Source organism: Streptomyces sp. NPDC050732, assembly GCF_040654255.1.
Classification (GTDB): Bacteria; Actinomycetota; Actinomycetes; order Streptomycetales; family Streptomycetaceae; genus Streptomyces.
The window spans coordinates 200,662-223,736 of sequence record NZ_JBFAHP010000009.1; the positions used below are offsets into that span (position 1 = coordinate 200,662).

The following is a 23,075-nucleotide window of genomic DNA, read 5'->3' on the forward strand; positions in this document are numbered from 1 at the left end:
CGCGCCCCGGGCAATCCGTGCTGGCGGTCCACGAGCCAGCGGGGCGGTGCTTCCGGTCCCAGGACCGCAGGTCAGCCTTGCTCAGCCCGTCCAGCCCACATCGAGTACGCTGACGACTTCGCCTGCCAGAGAGAACGTGACCCAGCTCGACGCCCCGAACACCGCGGCCTGCCCTGCCCGTGCGTCCGGGGCGTCGGCCACGGCGTCGATGACGGCGAGCACCTCCTCGTGCACGTCGTCCGGCAGCGCCTCCATCACTGCATCGGCCTGGTCCGTCAGCTCCACCCTGCGCATGACGCCCCCTTGTGCTCCGTCGAGGGCGCCACAGTAGGGCAGGGCGCACAGGAACAGGTGTGCCTGTGGATACCACAGGGTCGAGGACCTGGCGAGACGTTTCCTCGGTATGACTGATCCACCCAGGCGGGTGGTCACCGAATGTTTTGCCCTGCCGTGCCTGCCTGGCACGGCTATCACCGAAGCATGACCAACCCCTTGAAGCGCGGCCTCGCCGTCGCCCTCCTGGCCCTGCCCACCCTGGCCGCCACGCCCGCCCACTCCACATCGGCCGCCCCCGAGCCGCACCGCCTGTCCCTCGCCAAGGCCATCGACAAGCTGCCGCGCGCTACCGAGGCCCGTGAGGGCTACGTGCGCACCAGCTTCAAGCACTGGGTAGACGCCGACCACGACAAGTGCGCCACCCGCGCGGAGGTATTGATCTCCGAGTCCCGCACGAAGCCAGTGATCGAAGGCAAGTGCAAGGTGACCGGCGGGACTTGGTACTCGTACTACGACGGAAAGACCGTCACCGAACCCAAGGGGCTGGACATCGACCACATGGTGCCGCTCGCTGAGGCTTGGGACTCGGGTGCCTCGAAGTGGACGCCCAAACACCGCGAAGCCTACGCAAACGACCTCGACGCCGAGCGCAGCCTGGTCGCAGTCACCGCGAAGAGCAACCGCAGCAAAGCCGATCAAGACCCGGCCCAGTGGCTGCCGCCACTCGCCGACGCCCGCTGCACCTACGCAGCCGACTGGACTGCCACCAAGCTCCGCTGGAAGCTGACCGCCAACAAGGGCGAGGTCGCCGCGCTGGAGAAGCTCGCCGAGGGCTGCGGCCGCCAGCAGGTCGAGTACGTGCCAGCGCCAACCGACACGGCCGCGGTATAGCGGACGGTGGGACTACGCCGCCTCGTAATGGTGCGTCCGCCTGCCCCGCCACGTCACCCAAGCGGGATCGTTGAGCAGCTTCTCCGCATCCGGCAGTCCGGCTCGGCGCAGGAATTCCAGGACATCGCGGTCGCTGTGCGCAAGGCCAAGAATCCGCCCGTGCACGACCACCCGCCGGCCTCCCGCACCGGACGGCGGATGTACGACTACCGGCGCAGCGCCGGCCAGGACTGAAGGGTGCGCCGCTACGTCTGGCCTCGTTCTACGATCCAGTGCGGGACCGGAGGGCGGGCCTGCTCACCCCGGAGCCGCTCGGCTTCAGTGGGCGTACCGATCAAGGTGCAACTCGCCCGATAGCTGAACCTCAGGAGCTCCTGCCTCGCCCTCTGAGGCAGGGGCTCCTGGGCAGCGAAGTACCGCTTCCCGCACCGCTCGCCGACTGCTGCGCAGGTACCGGGTCACGCCGGAGCGTCACTGCGGCGCGGGGAGCGTGTGCGTTCGCCGGAACGCCGGTACGTCCAAACGGACCATCCCCGCTGGCGCGGGGAGCACGTGTAGCCGGGCAGGTTCTGGTCGGCATCGCCGGGACCATCCCCGCGAGCGCGGGGAGCACGACGCCAGCTCCCGGTTCCGGCGGATCTCCACGGGACCATCCCCGCGAGCGCGGGGAGCATGCGGACTCCGAGCTGCACTTGCCGTCGTCATAGGGGCCATCCCTGCGGGTGCGGGGAGCATAGCTTGGGGTATCCGCAGTCGTAGCAGCGGTAGGGACCATCCCCGCGGGCGCGGGGAGCACCAAGGCCCGCTCGGGCCGGTACCTCGCCGACGGGGACCATCCCCGCGGGCGCGGGGAGCACATCCGCACGGAACGGTGCCCGGCCTGCCGGACGGGACCATCCCCGCGGACGCGGGGAGCACACGCCGAGGACCCTGCTGCCGGGGTAGCCCGTGGGACCATCCCCGCGGATGCGGGGAGCACGCCCCCGCCCTCGACGGGGCGTCGCTGTGGACGGGACCATCCCCGCGGACGCGGGGAGCACCCGACGAGCAGGCACACCGCGTAGTTCTCCTCGGGACCATCCCCGCGGACGCGGGGAGCACCCGACGAGCAGGCACACCGCGTAGTTCTCCTCGGGACCATCCCCGCGGACGCGGGGAGCACCTTCCCGCCGACCGTGTACGACGTCTGCACCTGGGACCATCCCCGCGGACGCGGGGAGCACCGGACGGAGTTGTTCATGATGGTCTGCGCTCCGGGACCATCCCCGCGGACGCGGGGAGCACTGGCTCCGTATCCGCGAGAGCGGCGGCACCCTGGGACCATCCCCGCGGACGCGGGGAGCACCCACGGGCGAAGTCTCTACGCTGTGGCGGAACGGGACCATCCCCGCGGACGCGGGGAGCACCTCGAACTCCTCAAGTCCAGCGACCTGAAGGTGGGACCATCCCCGCGGACGCGGGGAGCACTTGCCGACGGGGCGGAAGTCGAAGAACTCGGCGGGACCATCCCCGCGGACGCGGGGAGCACCCGCTCCCCCTTGGGGTCGCGCTCCTCGAAGAGGGACCATCCCCGCGGGCGCGGGGAGCACACGTACAGCCCGGCTGGCTTGTTGTCCCGCCCGGGACCATCCCCGCGGACGCGGGGAGCACGCAACGCAACTACAAGTCCAACTGCAAGTCGAAGGACCATCCCCGCGGACGCGGGGAGCACACTCCTCGACCTGCAAGTTTGTTACTGACAGGAGCTGATTTCGAGCACTTTCACTGATTTGGTCATAACAGTCATTCGGGGCGAACGAGGGGCGGGAATTTATGTGTTGAGTATGCATGATGCCGGAACGTGCCGTCCGCACAGAGGCGTGGTTGCGCGGAAAGGCCGGGTTGCTCCAGCTCCTGGGGAGAGGACGCGGATGCCAGATGGAGAGCGAGCAGTACCAGATTGCCCATGCCCACGTCGCGACGTAGTCGGCCGGCCTGGTGTGCGGCCCTTGACCAGAGTCTCGACGGTGCTCGCCGTGCTGAGCCTGTCGCTGAAGGTTGGGGGAGTGGGCATCTCCGGTGTATGGCAGAGATGCTGAGAGGCGAGCACGTTTGCGTGGAGATGTTCGCGAGAGCGGCTGGAACCACATCACCGACAACGCTGCTCCGGCTGCCGTGAGCCAGGGGGCGACGGACAACAGGACTACTCCTACAGCCCTGGCCCCCCCCTATTGGTATGTAGACCGGTCGAGAGCGGGCCTCGAGGGCACTTCACAGGGCGGCCCAGGAGCGGGGGCAGCCGCCGTTCAACGGCGCCCACACGTTGCTGGCGGGCCCGTGTTCCTCGAGGTCTTCAAGAATGGCCGCGCCGAGTGGGACTGCGCGGCCCAGGGAAGCGACGAGGGGATGCTGGGCAACCATTTCCTGCAGATCGCTGACCCGGCTGGTTAGCCGGGTGCGGGGGGCGCCGGTCAGTACGAACAGTACCCGCGGGAATACCGGATACCAGCGAAGCCAGCCCGGCCCGGATGAGGCGGGCGCCCTGCGGCGCCCCATGGGCTGCCCGTCGTAGTGATAGAGCCGTGCGTAATCGATCAGTTTCGTGGCCAGGCGCTCGCTGCTCATGGTGGTGCGGTCGACTTCCACGAAGGCGCGCAGCTTTCGCCGTTGGGTGTCTTCGATGAGGGTGTAGTGCATGACGGCGTCGGCCACCAGTCGGTCGCCCTCGCCGATGGAGTGCGAGACCTCAGGAGTCCAGTCCCAGGGCCCGTGCTCGTGACCGTGCCGACGGGCCTCTGCGCTGAAGGTCAGATGGGTTCGTACGACTGCGAGCGTGTGTGGTGTCTTCAGTGATGCTGCTGCTGTGGAAGCGATGGTGTAGGGCTGGCGCCCCCGAAGGACGGGCAAGTCCCGGACCAGACGGCCGCCCTGCTCGGTGAGGTGCCAGGCGCGGGGACGCGCCAGGGATGCGCTGGGCAGCACCATAAAGTCGATGAACCCCTCGACCCGCAGTCTGACCAGGACACGCGAGATCACTTGCCGGGTGCCGTTGGGCCGGAGCATCTGATGCAGCTGGCTCGTGGTGGCGATGCGGTGCTGAGCGAGCGCCGCCAGCACCTGGTGGCGTAGCAGTTCACCGGTCATAGGGCTCCTCTCCTCACAGCGGCGCCCGGCCACGAGGAGACCTTGTCGAAGTCCGCTCACCCGGCCAAGGGCGTCTGTACGGCTGCGCACCAGGGCCGTGAGGATCTGCTCCCCACCGTCGTCGTGCTCGCCTGTGGGGAGGAAACCCGAGACCCCCGGCCAAGCCTTCGACCACCAAGGCCCGGCCACGATCACGAACACGACACGTTTCCACCACTTCAGGGCCGGCCCGGACCACGTACTCCAGACCACCGGTTTCCAAGTTGGTGACGGCCAGCAGGGGCTGGCCTGCCTGCAACTGCGGGACGGCGAGGCTGAGTCACGGGAGAGGGCACAGGGGAGGACAGAGCACTGGGCCCCAGGATGTATCAGGAGACGTCCTGGGCAGATGCGGGCGGGATGGAGGCGATGGCCGGCCCGCAGCAGGATCTGCTGCGGGGGCGTGGTGGCGAGCCACGCCATGCCGGCCATCGTGCGACAGCCGGCCCGCAAGGGACCAACGCCCGTAACCGGCTGCCGCGTCTTTGGGGCGGTGAGCGAGACGGGCTCACCGCGGGGTTTCATTTTTTGGACTTGCGCCGGGCGGCCTGCTTGAGGATGCGCCGGCGCGTCCACCGTCGGCGTCCGTTCTGGCGCCCGGCGTTCTCGGCGACTCCGTCCGTGGTTTTCAGCAGCGGCAGGTTTCCCTGGGACAGGCTGCTGGAGAAGGAGCCGAGGGACTTGTATCCCAGCAGGGCGGCCGCCTCCGTTGCTCCCAGAAGCTCGTCGGGATCACCGTCGATGGGAACGTCAGGCAGGCGCGGTGCCGCTTTGGCTCCCGCTCGTCTACCGCGGCCGGGCCGGGTGGCCATCCAGTCCAGCAGGGTCTGCACGCGCCACAGCTGCCGGCGGTAGGGGTTCTCGGCCGTGCCCAACTCTTCGACGACGTCCGGCTCGGGAAAATACCCGGGGTGGTCGCGGACGAAGGTGGTGACCTGGTTGGAGTTCTTGTAGCCGAGGAACCGTGAGGCATCGGCAGCGTTCAGCAGTTCCTCCGGGTCACGGGAAGGCGGTGAGTGTTCCTGGAGCCTTGCCGGCTTGCGGTGGGCGAACCACTCGGTGACCTTCTCGTGGTCCCAAAGACGGGCGCGGCCGCGCATACCCGCGATCTCGGGAAAAGACACACCGTCCGCGTTTTTCGCGCGCTCGGCATAGAGGCCGCTGATGCGCGCGGACGTCAGACCCTGTTCAGCCGCGATCTCGGCAGCGTCGGCCAGGCGAGGATCACGACGCGAGGCCATGGCAGAACCGTCCGTCCTGTCAGAAGTAGACCGGCCTGCCCGGCCCACAACGCAAATAATGGCAGGAGCTGCGGTAGGAGGTCCAGCCAGCAGTTCAAGGTCTCTCCCGGACGGCCGCGCTCACGGCTCAGCTTCAGGGATCAAGCACACACCGCGCCGCGCGGCGTCCTCCGCCATCTCCGCGTACGCCATGGCGGCCGGCGTCATCTCCCACTCGGCCACAGCCAGCAGCAGGATCACCTCATCGCGGCCCTGCGCTGAATCACAGGGCATACCGGCCGTCTCCGCAGCGGTCATCAGCTCCGCGGTGGTCAGTTCGCCGAGGCGCGCCGCCACACTCCGGTGCAGATCATGCAGTCCCTGCTGGTACAGCTCGTTCGCCTCGTGCAGGAGCAGCACCAGCTCCTCGTCGAGGCTGGCCCGTGCCGCCGCAGCGAGGTCGAGGATGCGCTGGGTCGTCGTCATCATCATCGAGTATGCCTCCCAAACGGGAGCGAAAGCCGGTGCGGGGTCAGCGGCAGCCGCGCACATGGCACGGCCGTTGCCCCGAGCCAGACTCGGGTTTCCTTGTCGACCACCCGGCGCTGCAGTGCCTCGGCGCCGCAGGCGACCGCCGCTTCATTGCCGTGATGAGTCTCAGGTGAGGCCTGCTCCGGGTGGTCTGCGGTAGCCGGTCTCTTGCGCGACTTGCTCGGCCTCAGCAGCATGCTGGACCGCTGTGGTGGGATCGCCGGTGGCCTGCCAGGGCGGCTGCGAGCGCCGTCAATGCCAGGCAGGCGATCGGGCGGAGCTCCAGGTCACGAGCTGTAGCGAGGGCGTCTTCCGCGTGGTCCGCGGCGCGGTCGGCGTCGCCCGCGGCGAGGGAGGCCTAGGACAGCCAGGTCTGTACCTCGGCGTGCTGTTGGCGGAAGCCGTGGCGCTCGGCGATCGTTAAGGCATTGCTCAGCAGGACGACGGCGCTGGCTATGTTTCCGCGCAGCTGGTCCACGCTGCTCCCCGTGATCAGGGCGTCGATCTCACTGGCCGGGTCACCGGACGTGCGGGCCGCCTGGAGCGCCAGCTCAGCCTGGATGGCGGCCAGGTCGGCGCGCCCGGTGCCGCGGTGCGTGATCGCCACCACCCGGGGCGTTCGCCTCGTCGTGGCGGTCGTGATGGTCCTGACAGCGGCGCAGAGCTTCGGTGCTGTCGGCCAGGGCCACCTCGTACCGACCCAGCCCGTGGTACGCGAGGGCCCGATTGATCAGCGGGCTGATCAGAGCCTGCGGCGTGTCTTCCTTGAGGCAGATTCAAATCACCTCGGTGACACGCTCCACGGCCGGGCCGAACTCACCGAGGAACGAATGGATCACCGCCAGAGTGTCGAGCGCACCACTGAGCTGCACTCCGCGATCGAGGCAGGAGAGAACCCCGATGCCCTGCTTCTGCCACTGCTGTGCCTGGCGCAACTGGCCCCGCTGGCTGGCCGTGCACGAGCGCCAGGTTGCTCAGAATAGCTGTCTCGCCAGGGGCGAACGCGGTGCTGTGGTACCCGGTCAGTGCGCCGTGCAGGGTCTCCAGCGCGGTCTCCGCATAACCCTGCAGCAGGCCCAGACTGTGCTGCATTGACGCCTGGACCAGCACCTCACCGTCTCGCTGCGCCGCCTACAGTGCAGCGGTGGCTGCCGCCTCCCACTCGCGCTGGTGCCGACAGCGGTAGAGGCACATGCGGAGCTGGTCGGTCAGTTGCCAGGCGAACACGCGCGGACCTGCCTGGGCAGCGTGGCAGATGACAGCGACGAGGTTGACGCGCTCCTCGTCCAACCAGGCAGATGCCTGTTCTCGGTCGGCGAACCGGTCAGACGCCGGGTGTGGCCGAGACAGTTGGGCCCGACCGCTGTAGTCGAAGGCGGTGGCGGCATCCGTGACGGCCAGACGCCACGGGCACAGCCGCTGCCAGGCTTCCGCCCGGTCTGGATCGGCACTGGCGCGTACGGCGGCAGATAGCCGCAGGGGGGCGTGGAACTGAAACCGGCCGGCGGCGGTGCGCTGCACCAGCCTAGCGGTAACGAACTGCTCCAGAAGGCGCTTGGCAGCGGCTGGCGCGGCGCCCAGCAGGGCCACGGCCACCTCCGCGGTGAAGTCCCGCCCGGGATGCAGCCCGAGCAGAGCGAAGAGCCGCGCAACAACTGGCTTTAGGACTGCGTCGGAGTGGTCAAAGGCCGTGCGGACCGACGTCTGGCGCTCCCCGCCAACGCAGAGCCTGGTCAACCGGTTCCCCTCGGCCAGCTCCTCGCAGTTCGCGGCCAGCGAGGCAGCCCGGGTTGGACAAGAGGTGGCGCGTTCTGGCACGGCGGTACGGCCGTTGTGCAGAGTGCGGTACCTGCAGGCGGACCGGCGCCGCGCGGGGCAGGGCGGGGCGAGCGAAGGAGGGGGCGGGGAAGGGCGGTCAGTAGGTGTCTTTCAACCTCCGACGCGACGATCAAGGGCCTCTTGCCGGGACTCACGTCAGAGGGCTGTACTGGTGGCGAGACGGGGACGCCCGTGATCATCGGTCTTCCTGGCATAGCCACCCTTCTAGCTAGGGACGTACTGCCGTCCGCCATCCCCGTTACGGCAACGCCGACGCGGAACGGCGACTTCTGCCCGATGGGGAAGCCGGGAGGAGCCACCGTTTCCGGGAGCCGGGCCGGTCGCGGGCGCCGGCAAAGGCCGGCCCTGCCGCAACCGGCGGCGGGACCCGGGCCGTCCTGATGGTGTATGAGACCACCCGTGCCCCGCCGCCGGACGAAACAGCGCGGCCTGCGCCTATGGCCGGTCGGCCCCGTCCTGGCCGCGGCCTTCACCGCCGCACTCCTCGTGGCCGCCGCAGTGTTCTACACCGGGTGGGACCTGCTCGGCGCCCGCGACGTCAAACAGGAACACCGCATCGACTCCAAGACGCTCTTCGACCTGGTGAAGCTGGCCTTCGGCGCGGTCGCCGGGGCCGGCGCCCTGGTCGCCCTGGTCGTCGCCTATCGACGCCAGCGAGTCGACGAGGACGGCGCCCTGCGAGACGCCACCCGCCTGCACACCGAACGCTTCACCACCGCCGTCTCCCAACTCGGCGACGACTCCGCGGCCGTGCGCCTGGGCGGCGTGCACGCCCTGGCCGGCCTCGCCGATGACGCCCCCACCCGCGAGCTGCGCCAGACCTGCATCGATGTCCTGTGTGCCTACCTGCGCCTGCCCTACACCGCCAAGACCGACCTTCCGGCAGATGACGCCGCAGCCCGGCACACCTACCTGTCGCTGCGGGAAGTCCGGCACACCGTCATCCGGCTCATCCGGGACCACCTCCGTCTCGAACCCGAGCACGCCCACTCCTGGCAGGGCCACGACTTTGACTTCACTGACGTCACGTTCGACGGCGGAGACTTCTCCGCAGCGACGTTCTCCGGCGGCCAGGTGTCCTTCAACAGGGCGTCGTTCTCCGGCGGCAAGGTCGACTTCTACAGGGCGTCGTTCTCCGGCGGCAAGGTCGACTTCTACAGGGCCGCGTTCTCCGGCGGCGCAGTCCACTTCGACCAGGCGTCGTTCTCTGGCGGCGCAGTCCACTTCGACGGGGCGTCGTTCTCCAGCGGCGCAGTCCACTTCGACGGGGCGTCGTTCTCCAGCGGCAAGGTGTCCTGCAACAGCGCGTCGTTCAGCGGCGGCACAGTCCACTTCAAGGGGGCGACGTTCAGCGGCGGCGCTCTCAGCTTCGACGGAGCGACGTTCTCCGGCGGCAGAGTCCACTTCCGCACGGCGAGGTTCTCCGGCGGCACCGTCAGTTTTGACGTGGCAACGTTCTCCGACGGCATGGTCGACTTCGGCGTGGCTGAGTTCTCCGGCAGCACAGTCAACTTCGATGAGGCGACGTTCTCCGGCAGCACAGTCAACTTCAACGAGGCGACGTTCTCCGGCGGCACAGTCAACTTCGGCGTGGCGACGTTCTGCGCCGGCACAGTCTACTTCCGCACGGCGGAGTTCTCCGGCGGCACCGTCAGTTTTGTGGTGGCGACCTTCTCCGGCGGCACGGTCGACTTCGGCATGGCGCAGTTCTACGGCGGCACAGTCCACTTCTACACGGCGACGTTCTCCGGCAGCACGGTCAACTTCGACGAGGCGACGTTCTCCCGCAGCACAGTCCACTTCGACGGGGCGACGTTCTCCAACGGCACGGTCAACTTCGATGAGGCGACGTTCTCCGGCGGCACAGTCCACTTCCGCATGGCGACCTTCTCCGGCGGCACGGTCGACTTCGACACGGCGAGGTTCTCCGGCGGCACGGTCGACTTCGGCGTGGCGGAGTTCTCCGGCAGCACGGTCAACTTCGACGGGGCGACGTTCTTCGACGGCACGGTCAACTTCGACGGGGCGACGTTCTTCGACGGCACGGTCAACTTCGACAGGGCAACGTTCTCCGGCGGAACGGTCGACCTGACTGACGCACAGGGTGTAGCGCCGCCTGGCCTGGTTCCGGCGGCAGGAACCCCCGTGCCACCTGGACTCACCCTGCCAGCAGCCTGGCAGCCAACAGGTCCCTGAGGGGCGTGTTTGTACCTCCGGCGAGGCCATCACGAATCCCTTGACCGGGGCCCACCTCAGAGAGTTGTACTGATGGCGCGGCGCTTAGCCCAAGCGGGGGGACGCCCGCGATCATCGGCCTTTCCGGCATAGCCTTCGCCATGATGTCGGTCGGTATCTCCGTTGCAGAAACGCGGTCATGGAACGGCTACCTCTGCCCCACGGGCACCACAGGGGCTCTGAACTGCGGCGTTGAGGAAGAGAAGCACCTGCTCAGTGGCCAACGAGAGGGTGAGCGCCGTCGGCGGCTGTGGGAGAGGCACTGGAGGAGGACCAGCCGGAGACCCTCTCCTCCTCCCACCAAGCGGACAGGTTGCCCGGTCGGCCGGTGGCCGTGCGGGACGCGGTTGTCGGCTGAGGCCTTGGGGGCGGCATGATCGGAGCGGCGGCCGGACTGGGCAGACTGGTCTCCGTGTAGGCGATGCGCCTGCGCAGGCTGATGCCGATGTCATCGGTGCTCAAATAGATGGAGTTGTTTCTGACCTCCGTGATGCGCCCCTTGACCAGGACGCCGACACCATTGACGAGAGACTCGGTGGCGTTGCGGGCCAGGTCCCGCCAGACGGTGCAGACGTAGTGGAGCGCGGTCCCGTCACGCCACTTTCGTGCGGCGGCGTCCCACTGGGTGGGGGTCGCGGTGAGGCGGAACCGACAGACAGCGACGCCGGATTCGGTGAAGCGGACCTCCACGTCACCGGTGACAGTGCCGGACACATGCGTGACGGACGGGGCCATGCGAGCACCTCCAAAGGGAAAATAATGGTGTGTTATGGGCGCGGGTTGACCCCTCTGCTGGCGCTTCCCGCCACAGTGCCGTGCGGCGCCAGGCGAGCCGCATCAGGCGGATGCCTCACCCGGTCATGCAGGGCGCTCCGGCTGACGGGAGACCGGGGCAGCCGCTGCGCGCGCCGCCCCGATTCCGGTGCTTGCTCAGCCAAAGGGCAAGAGCACCAGCGCGGGGACAGCGGTGCTCGGGGATGACGACCGTGCGCAGCTCCTTTCCAGTCCGTGCGGGCCAGGCGGTGCAGTGCGGCGTTCACAGGGCGGTATACGCCTTGCCGTCGGAGTCGAGGGACGACGCCTGCTGGACGGCCAGGGCGGCCCTTCGTGCGCGAGCCGGGCCGTGAAGAGACCGGCCGGTTGACCTGCGGTTGCTGGCAGACACCGCCCCTCTCCGGGGCGCCGCCCTATGGCCTGGTCAGTCCTCGATCACATCCATGCAGGCGACGGGGATGTCCGAGAGCCGGAAGCGCTTGGTGTCCTCGGAGATGCGGTAGCGGCTGTTGCGTGAGTCGGTACGCAGGACGCGGGTGGACTCCTCGTCCAGCAGGAAGCCTGCGCGGCGGTTACCGCGTCGGCTGCGTTCCTGCACGGTGCCGGTGAGGCGGCGCAGGAAGGCCGGGCGCAGGGAGTCGTTGAGGCGGGCCCGTCGTCCGGCCACGACGCCCGCATACGCGGCCATATCGATCTCGCCGAGCCGCTTCGCGGCGGCTTCCTGGACCTGCGCGACGGCGGTCGGATCGGGCAACTGACTGATGAAATGCCGGACTTCGGCCATGGTGATGGGCATTGCTCTTCGCCTCTCTGGGACACGAGGGATGGGGAGACCAGCTGGGCACCGGGCGTGCCCGGCCGGGGCTTGGGGAAACGCGGTTACGCGACGGCGGGCCGGTGGCTGGCCACGGCCTGGCTCTCGACCTCCGACAGCCGGTAGCTGCCGTTGTCGCTCTGGCCGAGCTCCTCCAGGAGCAACAGGTAGCGAGCCTGCTGCTCGGTGAGGTTCGACCAGGTCCTGGGTTCGCGGATGTCGTACTCACACGCAGCGGCGACATGCGCGAACAGGGCGCTCGCCACACGCGTCTTGGGCAGTTGCGCCGCCGTCTTTGCCGGGTCGGCGTTCTGGGGCTGCTTGACCCCCAGGAAGCACGCGACGGTCTCGAAATCGTGCTTGTCCGTCCAGGAGCTGTAGAAGCAGGGAACAGTGAAAAGGACGTCTTGCGCGAAGACGCGAGCCGCGTCCGGCAGAGCCTTCATACGCACGAGCCGGGTGACAAACGCACGGCGCGGACCGATGGCGGCCTTCCACGCCCGGTTGCAGGCAATGACTTTGCGGCGCTCCTCCGCTCTCTGCTCGTCCTCCTGCGTGCGGGGCTTCTTGGGCTGCGGCCGGACCTTGTGACCGTGCTCGTCCGGCCGGGCGCAGTGCCAGACCGGCCTGTTCTCCTCATCCAGCCGGGCACTGTGACCGGGACACCGGCGGTGGTTCTCCTCGGTGAGCAGATTCCCCAGACCGGTGGTGAGCTGGGACAGCGGCTTGGAGGGGTCCCTTTCTCCCCACGAAGCCGCCCGCAGTACCGGGATCTCCTCCTGTTCCAGCTTCGCCAGGACCTTCTTGCGCTCGGCGACGTAGTCATGTTCGGCGCGCAGCAGGGCCAGTTCCTGATCCCAGTGCCCGCGCCCGCCCTGGCCCTCCTCCTGGTCACGCCGGAGAGCGGCGAGCAGACGGCGCTCCGCACCGGTGATGGACTCGACCTCGGCGAGCTGAGCAGTCTGCTCCAGGTCCATGCCTCCGGCCGCCGCCCGGCGCAGCGCGGCGTCGTCGAGCCTCTGCGCAGCCTTGGCGTGCGTGGCGGCATTACGGCCCACCCCCAGGGCCCTGGCGGCCTGGCGCCGCTCGATGTCGCTCATGTCGATCAGGGACAGTTCCTGGGATCGCAGGATGTCGCGCTCGCTCATCCCTTCGCGGTGTTTGTTCTCCACCAGGGACAGGAACCGCGTCCAGCCGTCCCGCCCGACCAGGTCGTCGCGCACGTACGCCTTGATCCTGCGGACCGGGCGGCCGTCCTCTTCAGCGGCCGCGTTGGCGATCTGCTGCGCCTGGACGCGGCGCCAGCCCTTGAAGGCACCGTAGGTGCCGTCGGGCAGGGGCCGGACGCTGATGGCGTCTTGGACGCCGATCTCCTTGACAGAGGCGATCAGTTCCTGGTCCGGCTCGGTGTCGTGCTCGCGGGCGTTCTGCTCATCACGCAGAATCAGCGCCGGGTCGAGATAGACGTACTGAGGCACGTTCTCCTCGTGGATACCCGGGGTGTCGGCCGGGACCGAGGCAGCGGTGGCCATGGGGATCTCCTTCTCCTTGCCTGATCAGCGAGGGGGTGAGGGGCCCCTCGCTTTAAGTTAAATAATAGTGTTTCTTGTTGGAGGGTCTAGATACCTTCTGACCCGCGAAAACGCGGCTTCCTGGAGTGGGCCCCCAGGGCGTTTTGCGCAGCGGCCGGACAGGGAACCGGCCGCCACTGTGCTCTGCGGCGGCACGGGCGCAATGGACAGCGGCCTTGTACCGGCCTGACACTGCGCGCCCCTGTTCCTGCGCCGCTCATGTGCACATGCCGTCGACGGTCACGACATCGTTCTCCCGCAGGCCGGCGGGCGCATCTTCTTCGTGACGCAGGCGGTGCCTGGCTCGAACAGGTCCTCGTCAGGCATGGAGCACCGCCGGAACCTGCATCGTGACCAGGTCCTGATAGTCAAAGCCGATGACCGCGCACACGATCTCGTGCGGGAACGACCGCTCGGGGTCGATCACCCGCAGCGCAAGGCGCGTGTATGGCAGCGCCGGGTCGAGGATCTCCCGGATCTTCGGTACGTCGTCGTGGTCCTCGCCTAGGTCTTCGGCCGGGTCCTGGCCCTCCTCGGTACCCCACACGTCGCGCACCTCGGTCCAGCGGCCGCTGATGTTCACTATGTCGTCGGTCTCCAGGGCGTGGACCTTCACGCGCCGCGTACCCCAGGTGCGGGGCACCTCGGTCTGCTGGAGCGTCCACCCCTTCTTCTTGACCAGGTCCTGCAGGTCGTCCGTGCAGCGGTCCAGCGAGTGCAGGAGCGCGTACCCGGCGTGCTCGGGGCCCCACGGCGTGCCGTCGGCGTCCGGCCCCTGCTTGATCCGCTGAGAGGCCGCCTTGATGGAGGCGATCATCTGGCCCGCGAGGCGGGCGGCCGCCGTGTCCGTGAACGCGGCGGCCGTCTGCTTATTGCTCATGCTTCCTTCTTTCCTCAATGCCGACGGGATCTGGATCGTGAGCGCTCTCTTTGGTGACGCCATCCGCCTCGGCGCGGGTCGAGCGTGTCGACGGGCTTGCTGTCGGTTGGATGGCGGTACAGGTCAGGGCGTCGGCCCGCAGGCCGGCGCCCCGCATGGCGTGTGAGGGTCAGCGGGAGGGAGTCGTCGGCTCCCAGGACGGCGAGGACGGGGCGGATGGCCGCGCAGGTTCCCCAGATCGGGGCGGAGGGCGGGCACGGCGTCGTCCAGGCCGAGGTCGTGTACCGGCAGCGTGCAGCCGCTGCGGCAGAGGACGACGGCGGTCGCGGCGGCGACGCGACCGCGGTTGTAGGCGATGGCCTCCCCGGCACGGACGTCGTGGCCGCACGTCTCGCGCGCCGTGGACGGCAGGACCGCGACCTTGGCCATAACCCGGCGAGTGGTAATGCGCCGACGGGCCGGTCGCAGGGCGCGGATCAGCGGTCGGAGCACGGCAACTCCCAAGACTGGAAGGGGGAGGGAGGCCGGTCGGCGGGGGATGAGTGACACACCTTTCTTTGTGCCAACTCGCCCATGGAACTCTTCGTGGTCGGAGAAGTGGTGGTGTGAACCCTCGCCCGACCTGCGGTTTTTCGGCCGCCTGTGCGCGTCAGGCAGGCGGCCGAAGGTGTTCCGGAGGCCCTTCAATGGTGGTGGCCCGGCTTCGGGCGCTCTTGCCCGAGATCGGGCGCCGCGCAGTAGTCGACGGCTGGCTCCGGCGGGATGGGATCGCCCGAATCGATGTCGGTGCAGTATGCGTCGAAGACCTCGCCTGCCGTGAGGGCTTCAAGGTGCCCCCCGCGAAACCGCCAGCCGCAGGCCCGGTCGGTGGTGTTCGGGGCGGTGGTGCGCATGACGAGCCCGCCTGGGCTCCGGCTCGCAAGGCCGAAGGCGAAAACCGTGGTGAATTCGAGGACTTCGGCTTCATCGAGTGGCGCGGTGCTGTCGGCGTCGGTAGCTGCGTGGAGGGTGGAGATGAGGGGTTCGGGTGCCGCTGCCGCCCTCACACTGCAGACGAGGGAGTGGTTGCCCGACCGGGCCGTGTCGAGGATGCGGGAGAGGAGCTCCACGGCACGGGCCAAGGCTGCTCGACCGATGTCCTCGCCGCAGGTGGCGCAGTTGCCGAGGCGGGCCAAGGCTGTGGAGGCGTACTCCCAGGTGGCCTGGCGGACCGTTTCGTCGATCAGGACAGGGATCAGCTCGGACAGCGGCTGGCCGTCGTACGGGATGACCGGGCCCATGATGGCGAGTTCGGCGGTGAAGCGGGTCCGGCTGGACGGGGCGTCCGGGGCCAGGCCGGAGTCGGCGCAGAAGTCGGCATACTCCTGCGGGTCGAAGAGAGCCACCGTGGTGTAGATGCCCCGGGAGGCGCGCGCCTTGAGAAGCTCCTCGACCGCGTTCCAGTAGGCCGCGCAGTCGTCGAAGGCGAAGCTCCGGTAACGCCGCATGGCACGGAAATCGTGTTCGTCGGCGAGCAGGCCTATGGTTCCGGTGATCTCGCGTCGCAGGGCGCGCCGCATGGTCTGGCGCTCGGTGCGTACAGGGCTTTGCCGCACGCATGCTCGCTCGTCGAGGGGCTCGTCCTGGCGGTTCTCGGAGGGCCGGGGCGTCGGGGAGTTGCGGATGTGGTCGACGACTGCCTGTGCGGACATGGGCCGTGTCTGGTGCATCAGCTCGGCGGACCGGGCCTGCCAGATACTCGCGGGACGGGACGGGACGATCTGGTTGCTGGTGGCCGGGCTGATGCACCACTCGCGGCCATGAGCGTCGGTAGCGGTGTAGGTCAAGAGGGCGGGGTTGTCCTGACGGCCGTTGTCTGTCCAGGGCAGACTGGCCGCCGTGAGGGCGCGGCCCAACTCGTCGCAGCGCTCGTGGGTGATGTGGTCGAAGGTTGCCAAGGTGTGCTCCCTATTGTGTTCGGGCGGCTGGTCAGGAGCGGCCAGGACGGCTGGGTGTACAGGTCCGGCATCAGGGGACGGGGTTGTCGGCTTGCCGGGTGCGCTCACCGAGGCTCATCAGCCAACGCATGATCAGGGTGTCTTCCGCACCGGGCGGGACGGTGGCGGGGGCGGCCGTACGGGCCGGGCCTGCGGTAGCGGTACGGCGAGCGCGTGGACCACTGTCCGGTGCTGCGGGTGCACATGAACTGCCCCGGCACAATGCCTTCTTCGCTCGGCCCGGGCGGGATATGGGTGGGGTGGAAGAGGGACGCCCCTCTCACACGACAAATACTAGTGTCTTTTGGGTGAGTGTGAACCTACCCCTTCACCTGCGGGTTCCCCGGACTGGCTGCGGCGGCTCCGTGGTCATTGCAGCGCTGAACAGGGTTCGTTGGCGGCGTGCGGGTGGCCTCGGCGAGCAGAAGGGTGCCACCGCCGCTGAGTGCCTGATTGGATACCTCCGCCACAGTGCATCCGTGCTCTTGCCGGAGCACGCACGAGAGGCTGTACCGGTAGCTGGACCGGCCTGGAAGAACACGGGCATCACCGTGATCATCGGCCTCCCCGGCCAAGCGCCTAGCGAGCCGTTCCGAACAACCGTCACCGAGACGCTTCTCCGGAACGGCGACTTCTGCCCCACGGATCACAAAGCGGCCTTGACCTGCGCTTCCCAGGATTCCAATCAGGCACTCAGCTCAGGTGTTGGTGGTGACCTCGAAGCCTGCTCCGTAGACGTCGGCGGGGTCGGCGGCGTCGCGGGCTCGTAGGTCGGCGAGGATGTTAGCCGAGCTGGTGTAGACGTAGAACGGGAAGTGGAGGACGCGCGCCTTGGTGATGCCGGCCCAAGGCCCCTCCGCCTGGAAGCCGTTGGCCTCGGCGGGGTAGGGGGTGCCCGGCACATGCCAGATGGCCGGGCCACCAGAGTCTCCGGCATCGTGATGCGCGAAGGACTGGTAGATGCCGTTCGAGTTGTTCGTTATGCGGCCGTACCAGACGCCCAACTGGCCAGAGACCACAAGCTCATTGTTGTCGAAGAGGCCAGCGCCCAGCAGACGCTCGTCGGCGCGTGCGGGGCTCATCGCGTTTGGGCTGGGCTTTCCGCCGGGGACCTCAAGTTGCCCGGTCTGCTTCAGATTCGGCCCCTGCGACGAGGGCGTGACCTCCGGGACCAATTCAATGATCATGTAGTCCTTGGTCGGGTGTCCTATCGTCGACCCTTCGGGGCTCTTGAAGTACCGTACGTACCCGATCGGGCCGAATGCGAAGTCTTTTCGGTCGTAGACGGGGTAGTTGTTCTCGTGGATCTCGCGATCAGCGTTCGGACCGCCCCCACAGTGGCCCGCCGAGATAGCGATCTTGCGCCCGTAATCATCCGTGCCCACCGCGCCGATCGTGCAGAAGGCGTCCGGATTGGACGGATCGGCTATCTGCATGGCGTTGTGGACGCGCTTGAGCGCCGTGGCCTCGTCCTGCGCCTGGGCGATTCCGGTGCCGGTGACCAGTGCCGCGATGGCAGCGAGGCCAACCACGGCCGAGAGGGCACGCAGTCGTCTGAGTCGGAACATGCGCGATTCCTGTCCGTCCTGGGGCGAGAAGCCCTCAGTTGTGAGTGTCGGCCGGTCGGCCCGAGCGACAAGGGAATGCTCGTACGGCGAACATGAGTCCGGTGTCGCTTTGGGCCGCTCTGGCGCATTCCCGCCCGTGCGGTGGTCTGGAACCTCGGCCGCCGCCGGAGGGCGGTTCTCGTGAAAGCCCTTAGCTTAAGTGCCTGATTGGATACCTCCGCCACAGTGCATCCGTGCTCTTGCCGGAGCACGAGAGGCTGTACCGGTAGCTGGACCGGCCTGGAAGAACACGGGCATCACCGTGATCATCGGCCTTCCCGGCCAAGCGCCTACTACGGATGCGCGAGCCGTTCCGAACAACTGTCACCGAGACGCTTTTTCGGAACGGCGACTTCTGCCCCACGGATCACAAAGCGGCCTTGACCTGCGCTTCCCAGGATTCCAATCAGGAACTGAGTGTCGGCGGGGAGTGCCAGCGATCTGGGGGACTGCGAGCAGGGAGGTCAGCCAGCATCAACAGCCAGGCCGGGTACGAACTATGTGCAGCGGTCCACCTGGCCCTCGGACTGCCCACTGTATGAGGAAGCGGAACCGGGCGGGGTGCCGCGCTGGTGGGGACGTTGAGGATGTCGGGCGGGTCATTGCGGCGCGCGACATGGTTCGCGCAGGCACACATGACGGCGGTGGGTGTCTCTGTCTCTGCCGTCTTTTGCGCCAGGGCGTGTCCGCGGCGGACTTGATCAGGTACACCGTCGCTTGGAGGCATTCGGCGAAGTCACCGGGGATAGGAGGGCCAGCTGCCCGGCAGCTGGTGCGGATGCGGCGGGCCGCGGAAGGGCGTCGTCAGGCTGGGGCATCAGGTGCAGCCCCTGCCGTCGGGTCCTTGAACGGCCCTACCTGCGTACCGGGTCGTGCTGTGGAGGGGCGGTGAGCTTCGGAGGCCGGCCGCACTGCTCCCGTGGGACCAACAGGCGTTTAGTAGGCCCGGGGTCCGCTGCGCAGACGCGTCGCGCCGCCGCTGCGGGGGCGGGCACGCTCCGTCCTCCCTGAACGGGGTGGCAACGCGCGCTTCGCGGCCCCGGAAAAGGCTGGCCCGTGCGGGCCGGGCTCGGGGAAGGTTCCTGGCCCGCACGGGGGTCTGTCAGCTGAGGCTGCCGGTTTCGGCACTCAGCGGGTGCGGAGCTGGAGCAGGCGCCGGTGGGCCCTGTTCTTGATCTCGTCGTCGGCGCCTTCGAGTACGGCCGTGGCGCGTGCGATTTCCTCGGTCATGGACTGCGGCGGGCGCCTGGGGGTGACGTGGTCGAGGTAGCCGGTGATGGCACGCTCGGCCGCGTAGGCGGTCCGTCCGACGCGTTCGCTCTCGGTACGGAATGCTTTGTCGAGGGCGTCCAGCCGGGTGGCGTGGTTGGTCCGCTTCCGGCTGGAGGCGTCCTGGTCGAGGGGCCACAGGTCGGCAATCGTCTGGTGGAAGTCGGCGATGGCGATGTCCGTGCGGGCCAGCGCGGTTTCCTCATCGGCGAACCGCTCGAAGTACTGGGACGAGAGGCCCAGGGTGCGGCGGGCCTCCTTGATCTGGCTGGTGGCTCCTGCGGTGTGCCGGACGGCCCAGCGGGTGACGGCGTCACGGACGGCAAACCGCTCGGTATTGGCACAGACAGGGCGCCAGGGGGTGACGACGCATTGGAACTGGCCGTTGCCGGAGTGGTCATTCATGACGGCGATGTACGGGACCACGATGTCGCTGATGCCGTCGGCATCCACGGTGACCGCCTCCGGGAGGCGGATGGAGATGAACACGCGCTTCCCGCCGCGCAGGAGTCCGGCGGACTCCCACACCACGTCATAGCGGCTCACCAGTTCCTGCAGGAAGACGAACCCCGCCCGGTTCTGGATCGGTGTGTAGCGGGAGCCGACCGCACCGAGAGCGGCGCCGGTGTCGGTGCGAACGGTGTGCTGTTGGTCGGCGTGCTCGCGCATCTCGCCCTGCCACTCGTACAGGGCGGGCACCGTGGTGACCTCAAAGTCGAGCCCGGACAGACGCAGCACCTCGTCAATGTCCGTGGTGCCTCCGGGGATGACCTGACCGAGGCCGTGCCAGGCCGGGGAGGACGTGTACAGGGCGATGGCCCCGTCCGCCTGCCTGTCGAGCCCGTGGTTGGCGATGATCTGCTGGATCTGCCCCTCGGTGTTGCGCGAGACGGTGAACGTCTCGCCCCGGTCCCAGCCGGTGAGGACTTCGTACCGGTCGGAGCCGATCATGCGGACCTCGCCCCGATCGACACGGGCCTGCAGGGCGCGCTCTTGTTCGCGGACGGCTTCGACCTGTGCGGCCTTCTCGGCGGCGAACGCGGTGTTTACGTCGGTGATGCTCACGGTTCCCCTTCGACGTTGGTTTCTGCGGGTTCGGGAGCGGGGCCACCGCTTCCAAATGTAAATAATAGTGTGTCTAGGTCGGAGGTGAACCCACCCCTGAGCTGGAGTTCTTCAGCCTCAGCAGGCGCCGACCACGGCAGGCCGGAACTGCGTGCATGTCCGAGTTGGCAGCTGGGCATCCGTAGCAGGCACTGCTGCTCCGAGGAGAGGGGACTCGACCGCCGGCGCGGGGCGGGGGCGGTGAGCGGCACCCCAGGGGGCAACCGGGGTGCGGCTGCTGCTGCAGTCTTGGCCGCGGTCCCTGAGGACCCGGGGCCCGGCTGTTCGCGCGCCTCGCCCCTCTCGGCACTGCTGACGGGTGTGGCTGCCGGGACGGCGCCCCGCCGGACGGACAGGAGGTCCGCCGGGGTGCCGCGCCCTGCCGGGGTGGGGGAAGCAGGGCGCGGCGGTTCGGTGTTGTTGTAACTCGCGCTCAGGCGGCTGCTGTCCCGTCTCGGTCACGCCGGGGGCTCTGTGGTGCTGGCCTGAGCCGCCAGGGCTTCCTGCATCAGGGCGTCCAGCGCCTTGTTGATGCGTCGCTGGGCCATCAGCCCTATGCCACAGCAGCTTTCCTGATCGATCTGCTCGAAGACAGCTTTCCTGGCCGGACTCGGGGGATTGACGCCGGGTGCGACACCGGCGTCAATGGCCCGCTGAAGGAGTTCGCCCCAGACCCCGCACCAGCCCTGCGTGTCCGCCAGATCATCCAGCTCATCGACCGTGGCAGGAAGGGCTGCCAGGACGTGCCGAGCCTCGCCCCGGTACTCCGCGCAGTTCTCGGCGATCCACTTCACCAGCGGATCACTGGATGCCTTGAGGGCCTCCCAGGCGGCCTCCCAGGTGACGCGGCAAGCCTCATAGGCGTTGTTGACCTGCTTGACGTATGCGGCGTACTGGCGCCGACCGTCCTCGTTGGAGCTGTACCGCTCCGGGTACCTACTCTCTGCCGCGCTGATGGCCGCGTTGCGAGCCGTGGCGGCCGCTTCGACGGTCTCGAGGTACTTCTGCACCTCCGGCAGCATCTGCCGGGCTTCCTGGTCTGCCACTGCCGTTCCCCTTCGACGTTGGTTTCTGCGGGCTCGGGGGCGGGGCCACCACCCCCGAACAACTGCAATAATAGTGTTTCTTTCGGTGGGGTGAACCCACCCCCTGACCTGCGCCTTAGGCAAGCGCGCGGAACTGATGCAGCGGCGTAAGACTCATGCGCCGCACGTTCTTGACCGCCCCGACACCACGCAGGTCACACAGGTCATAGCGCGACTCGGGTACCTCACTGAACGGCGCGGTGTACGTGTGAATCGCGTAGACCCAGTAGGCGCCGTGACGCTGTGTCAGGCTGCCGTGATACCTGACCTTTTGCCACACCACCGGTCCGGCGAGCTGCGGCACCACCCGCACACATCGCAGCATGCCCCACGCGTGCGCGACCGTAGCGCGATCTACCGGCACACCGGCCATGGCCGGACCGGTGTGACCGGTGCGTACCCCCAGGGCCCAACCCAGTTCGAAGAACGGCCGGACCATATCCAACTGCTCTTGCGGGATCTTCAGGGCGTCCGGGTCGGTCCTGCTGCGGGCGAGCTGCCGCAGCGCATAACCGGCTTGGTCCTGCTCGGCGTCGGTGAGAGGCGCTCCGGCTTCCTCGACCTGCTCCGCACTTCGTGTGTTATTCACTGCTTGCCTTTCCCTTTCCGTGATGGCGGATGGAAGGGGGCGCCCCATCCGGGGCGCCCCCGCGCACGGACTAGTTCAGGAATCCGCGCGACCGGAGGAACTCAGCCGTGATGTGCGCGACTCCTTGAGGCTTGTAGATCTGCGGGAATCGACGCATCTCAACTTCAGTGCGCCCGTTCGTGTCCGGTTCGATGAGTTCGTGCACGAGCCGGTAAGAGCCGTCCCCCGTTGGCATTTCCAGCACGACCGGGCCGACCTTGGTGTCGAAGCGAATCCCGGTGTAATTCGCGTCGGAGTTGTGGACGATTTTCGCCCCTGCGCGCTGGCAAAGCAGGGGCAGGAAGTTCGCGACTGTACGAGCCTGGATTGCAAGGCCGTTCATGGGCGCGTCCATACCTCCGCGCACCCGCCGGACGATTCCGCCAGAGATTTGGATCTCCACGTCTTCCCCTTCGTTGGTCCCTTGCGGTTCCTGGGGGCGCCACCCCAGTACTTCAAATATTAGTGTCTTCACTGGCGCGGGGGGAACCCCTTGTTGCGTTACGGGTTGCGCTGGATGTTGCGCCACGGCGTTGCGATAGAGGTTGCAATGGGTGTTGCGGCGACTTGCAGGGGACCCAGATGGCACCGCAGGTAGGCGACGCTATCCGGGCATGGTCGGCCCGCTGACATCCCCTCTGCTACCCCTGCCCCCGTGCCCGTTGAATGATGGGGGGTGAGCGGACGCGGTGAACATGGCCAGCCTCCGGGCTCGGGAGGGGGATGGAGGTATTGCGCGGCTCCAGGGTGCCGCGCCCGGGCGCCGAGCCTGTGAGGGCGCCGCAGATCCACAGCGGCGCCCGGAGGGCGCCCCTGGCGGCTCTGTCCGATGTGGTTGGCCCGGAGGGCCAACCACCCTTGCATTTCCGGGAGTTTGCTTATCTCTCCCGGAAATGATGTACCAGATGAAGGGAATTGGAAATTCCCTAGTGATTCCCGGAGGGAATCGCATTCACTAAAAAAGGTCAGGCCATAAGGCCTGATGGTAAGTCAACTTCATCTTAAATACGGAGTATTTAGAATCCCATCCGGAAGTGAGTGCCGGAGGCACCCAAACTTTTCACATCTCTTTTCGTTCCGGAGGAACGCATGTTGTGGAATGGCCGGAGGCCCATTCCACAACATGCCGCCGGAGGCGGGCAATTCGCGCGGGGACGCGCGAAACGGAGCGGCCGGAGGCCGCGAGTATTCGGCTGCCGGAGGCAGAGCGAAG

Annotated in this window: 19 protein-coding genes and 1 CRISPR repeat array; of the genes, 3 read left to right on the forward strand and 16 right to left on the reverse strand. The window is 68.0% G+C overall.

Features of this window, described 5'->3' with window-relative positions; all coding sequences use genetic code 11:
- Positions 1–81: 81 nt before the first annotated feature.
- The gene (locus tag AB0H82_RS11030) at positions 82–294 is read right to left on the reverse strand and encodes a hypothetical protein (RefSeq protein WP_362991108.1); all 213 of its coding nucleotides are present in this window, start codon (positions 292–294) and stop codon (positions 82–84) included.
- Positions 295–480: 186 nt separating this feature from the next.
- On the opposite strand from AB0H82_RS11030, the gene AB0H82_RS11035 reads away from it, so the two are divergent.
- Complete coding sequence (locus AB0H82_RS11035) at positions 481–1,167, forward strand: HNH endonuclease family protein (protein ID WP_362991110.1); 687 nt, start codon at positions 481–483, stop codon at positions 1,165–1,167.
- A gap of 463 nt (positions 1,168–1,630) precedes the next feature.
- Positions 1,631–2,878: direct repeats of the CRISPR family, unit length 29 nt; unit sequence GGGACCATCCCCGCGGACGCGGGGAGCAC.
- A 539-nt stretch (positions 2,879–3,417) separates the two neighbouring features.
- Here AB0H82_RS11035 and AB0H82_RS11040 read toward each other — a convergent pair.
- From AB0H82_RS11040 to AB0H82_RS11055, 4 genes are all read right to left on the reverse strand, one after another.
- The gene (locus tag AB0H82_RS11040; protein WP_362991112.1) at positions 3,418–4,290 is read right to left on the reverse strand and encodes a replication-relaxation family protein; all 873 of its coding nucleotides are present in this window, start codon (positions 4,288–4,290) and stop codon (positions 3,418–3,420) included.
- Between the two features lie 560 nt (positions 4,291–4,850).
- Positions 4,851–5,570: a hypothetical protein gene (locus AB0H82_RS11045; protein WP_362991114.1), complete on the reverse strand. Its 720-nt coding sequence runs from the start codon at positions 5,568–5,570 to the stop codon at positions 4,851–4,853.
- 120 nt (positions 5,571–5,690) lie between these two features.
- Complete coding sequence (locus AB0H82_RS11050) at positions 5,691–6,041, reverse strand: hypothetical protein (RefSeq protein ID WP_362991116.1); 351 nt, start codon at positions 6,039–6,041, stop codon at positions 5,691–5,693.
- A gap of 397 nt (positions 6,042–6,438) precedes the next feature.
- The gene (locus AB0H82_RS11055; RefSeq protein ID WP_362991118.1) at positions 6,439–6,687 is read right to left on the reverse strand and encodes a hypothetical protein; all 249 of its coding nucleotides are present in this window, start codon (positions 6,685–6,687) and stop codon (positions 6,439–6,441) included.
- On the opposite strand from AB0H82_RS11055, the gene AB0H82_RS11060 reads away from it, so the two are divergent.
- Positions 6,677–7,063, forward strand: a complete 387-nt coding sequence (locus tag AB0H82_RS11060) for a hypothetical protein (RefSeq protein ID WP_362991120.1) — start codon at positions 6,677–6,679, stop codon at positions 7,061–7,063. The genes AB0H82_RS11055 and AB0H82_RS11060 overlap by 11 nt on opposite strands.
- Before the next feature lie 148 nt (positions 7,064–7,211).
- Here the strand turns inward: AB0H82_RS11060 and AB0H82_RS11065 are convergent, their stop codons facing one another.
- Positions 7,212–7,898, reverse strand: a complete 687-nt coding sequence (locus AB0H82_RS11065) for a hypothetical protein (protein ID WP_362991122.1) — start codon at positions 7,896–7,898, stop codon at positions 7,212–7,214.
- Positions 7,899–8,318: 420 nt separating this feature from the next.
- Between AB0H82_RS11065 and AB0H82_RS11070 the strand changes: the two genes are divergently transcribed.
- Positions 8,319–10,115, forward strand: coding sequence for a pentapeptide repeat-containing protein (locus AB0H82_RS11070; RefSeq protein ID WP_362991124.1), 1,797 nt, complete (start codon positions 8,319–8,321; stop codon positions 10,113–10,115).
- A gap of 252 nt (positions 10,116–10,367) precedes the next feature.
- Here the strand turns inward: AB0H82_RS11070 and AB0H82_RS11075 are convergent, their stop codons facing one another.
- From AB0H82_RS11075 to AB0H82_RS11120, 10 genes are all read right to left on the reverse strand, one after another.
- A complete protein-coding gene (locus AB0H82_RS11075; RefSeq protein WP_362991126.1) occupies positions 10,368–10,889 on the reverse strand; it encodes a single-stranded DNA-binding protein in 522 nt (173 codons plus the stop codon).
- Positions 10,890–11,352: 463 nt separating this feature from the next.
- On the reverse strand, positions 11,353–11,724 hold the full coding sequence (locus AB0H82_RS11080) for a hypothetical protein (protein ID WP_362991128.1): 372 nt from the start codon (positions 11,722–11,724) through the stop codon (positions 11,353–11,355).
- Between the two features lie 83 nt (positions 11,725–11,807).
- A complete protein-coding gene (locus AB0H82_RS11085; RefSeq protein WP_362991130.1) occupies positions 11,808–13,274 on the reverse strand; it encodes a ParB N-terminal domain-containing protein in 1,467 nt (488 codons plus the stop codon).
- Between the two features lie 358 nt (positions 13,275–13,632).
- Positions 13,633–14,193 carry a hypothetical protein gene (locus AB0H82_RS11090; protein ID WP_362991132.1) on the reverse strand — a complete coding sequence of 187 codons (561 nt, stop codon included), beginning with the start codon at positions 14,191–14,193 and terminating at the stop codon, positions 13,633–13,635.
- Positions 14,194–14,876: 683 nt separating this feature from the next.
- Positions 14,877–15,752 (reverse strand): hypothetical protein, encoded by an 876-nt coding sequence (locus AB0H82_RS11095; RefSeq protein ID WP_362991162.1) that lies wholly within the window; start codon positions 15,750–15,752, stop codon positions 14,877–14,879.
- Between the two features lie 1,115 nt (positions 15,753–16,867).
- Positions 16,868–17,737, reverse strand: a complete 870-nt coding sequence (locus AB0H82_RS11100) for a hypothetical protein (protein WP_362991134.1) — start codon at positions 17,735–17,737, stop codon at positions 16,868–16,870.
- Between the two features lie 1,167 nt (positions 17,738–18,904).
- Complete coding sequence (locus tag AB0H82_RS11105; protein WP_362991136.1) at positions 18,905–20,110, reverse strand: DUF932 domain-containing protein; 1,206 nt, start codon at positions 20,108–20,110, stop codon at positions 18,905–18,907.
- Between the two features lie 497 nt (positions 20,111–20,607).
- Positions 20,608–21,195: a hypothetical protein gene (locus AB0H82_RS11110; RefSeq protein ID WP_362991138.1), complete on the reverse strand. Its 588-nt coding sequence runs from the start codon at positions 21,193–21,195 to the stop codon at positions 20,608–20,610.
- Between the two features lie 115 nt (positions 21,196–21,310).
- Entirely contained in the window at positions 21,311–21,823 is a 513-nt protein-coding gene (locus AB0H82_RS11115; protein WP_362991140.1) for a hypothetical protein, read from the reverse strand.
- Between the two features lie 70 nt (positions 21,824–21,893).
- The gene (locus AB0H82_RS11120; protein ID WP_362991142.1) at positions 21,894–22,265 is read right to left on the reverse strand and encodes a hypothetical protein; all 372 of its coding nucleotides are present in this window, start codon (positions 22,263–22,265) and stop codon (positions 21,894–21,896) included.
- Positions 22,266–23,075: the final 810 nt, after the last annotated feature.

Bases quoted from the DNA above. Each gene is read 5' to 3' on its own strand.
- AB0H82_RS11095 (WP_362991162.1), bottom strand. From the start codon at position 15,752: ATGCGGCGCGCCCTGCGACGCGAGATCACCGGAACCATAGGCCTGCTC.
- AB0H82_RS11035 (WP_362991110.1), top strand. From the start codon at position 481: ATGACCAACCCCTTGAAGCGCGGCCTCGCCGTCGCCCTCCTGGCCCTG.
- AB0H82_RS11030 (WP_362991108.1), bottom strand. From the start codon at position 294: ATGCGCAGGGTGGAGCTGACGGACCAGGCCGATGCAGTGATGGAGGCG.
- AB0H82_RS11050 (WP_362991116.1), bottom strand. From the start codon at position 6,041: ATGATGATGACGACGACCCAGCGCATCCTCGACCTCGCTGCGGCGGCA.
- AB0H82_RS11100 (WP_362991134.1), bottom strand. From the start codon at position 17,737: ATGTTCCGACTCAGACGACTGCGTGCCCTCTCGGCCGTGGTTGGCCTC.
- AB0H82_RS11090 (WP_362991132.1), bottom strand. From the start codon at position 14,193: ATGAGCAATAAGCAGACGGCCGCCGCGTTCACGGACACGGCGGCCGCC.
- AB0H82_RS11075 (WP_362991126.1), bottom strand. From the start codon at position 10,889: ATGGCCCCGTCCGTCACGCATGTGTCCGGCACTGTCACCGGTGACGTG.
- AB0H82_RS11085 (WP_362991130.1), bottom strand. From the start codon at position 13,274: ATGGCCACCGCTGCCTCGGTCCCGGCCGACACCCCGGGTATCCACGAG.
- AB0H82_RS11040 (WP_362991112.1), bottom strand. From the start codon at position 4,290: ATGACCGGTGAACTGCTACGCCACCAGGTGCTGGCGGCGCTCGCTCAG.
- AB0H82_RS11080 (WP_362991128.1), bottom strand. From the start codon at position 11,724: ATGCCCATCACCATGGCCGAAGTCCGGCATTTCATCAGTCAGTTGCCC.
- AB0H82_RS11045 (WP_362991114.1), bottom strand. From the start codon at position 5,570: ATGGCCTCGCGTCGTGATCCTCGCCTGGCCGACGCTGCCGAGATCGCG.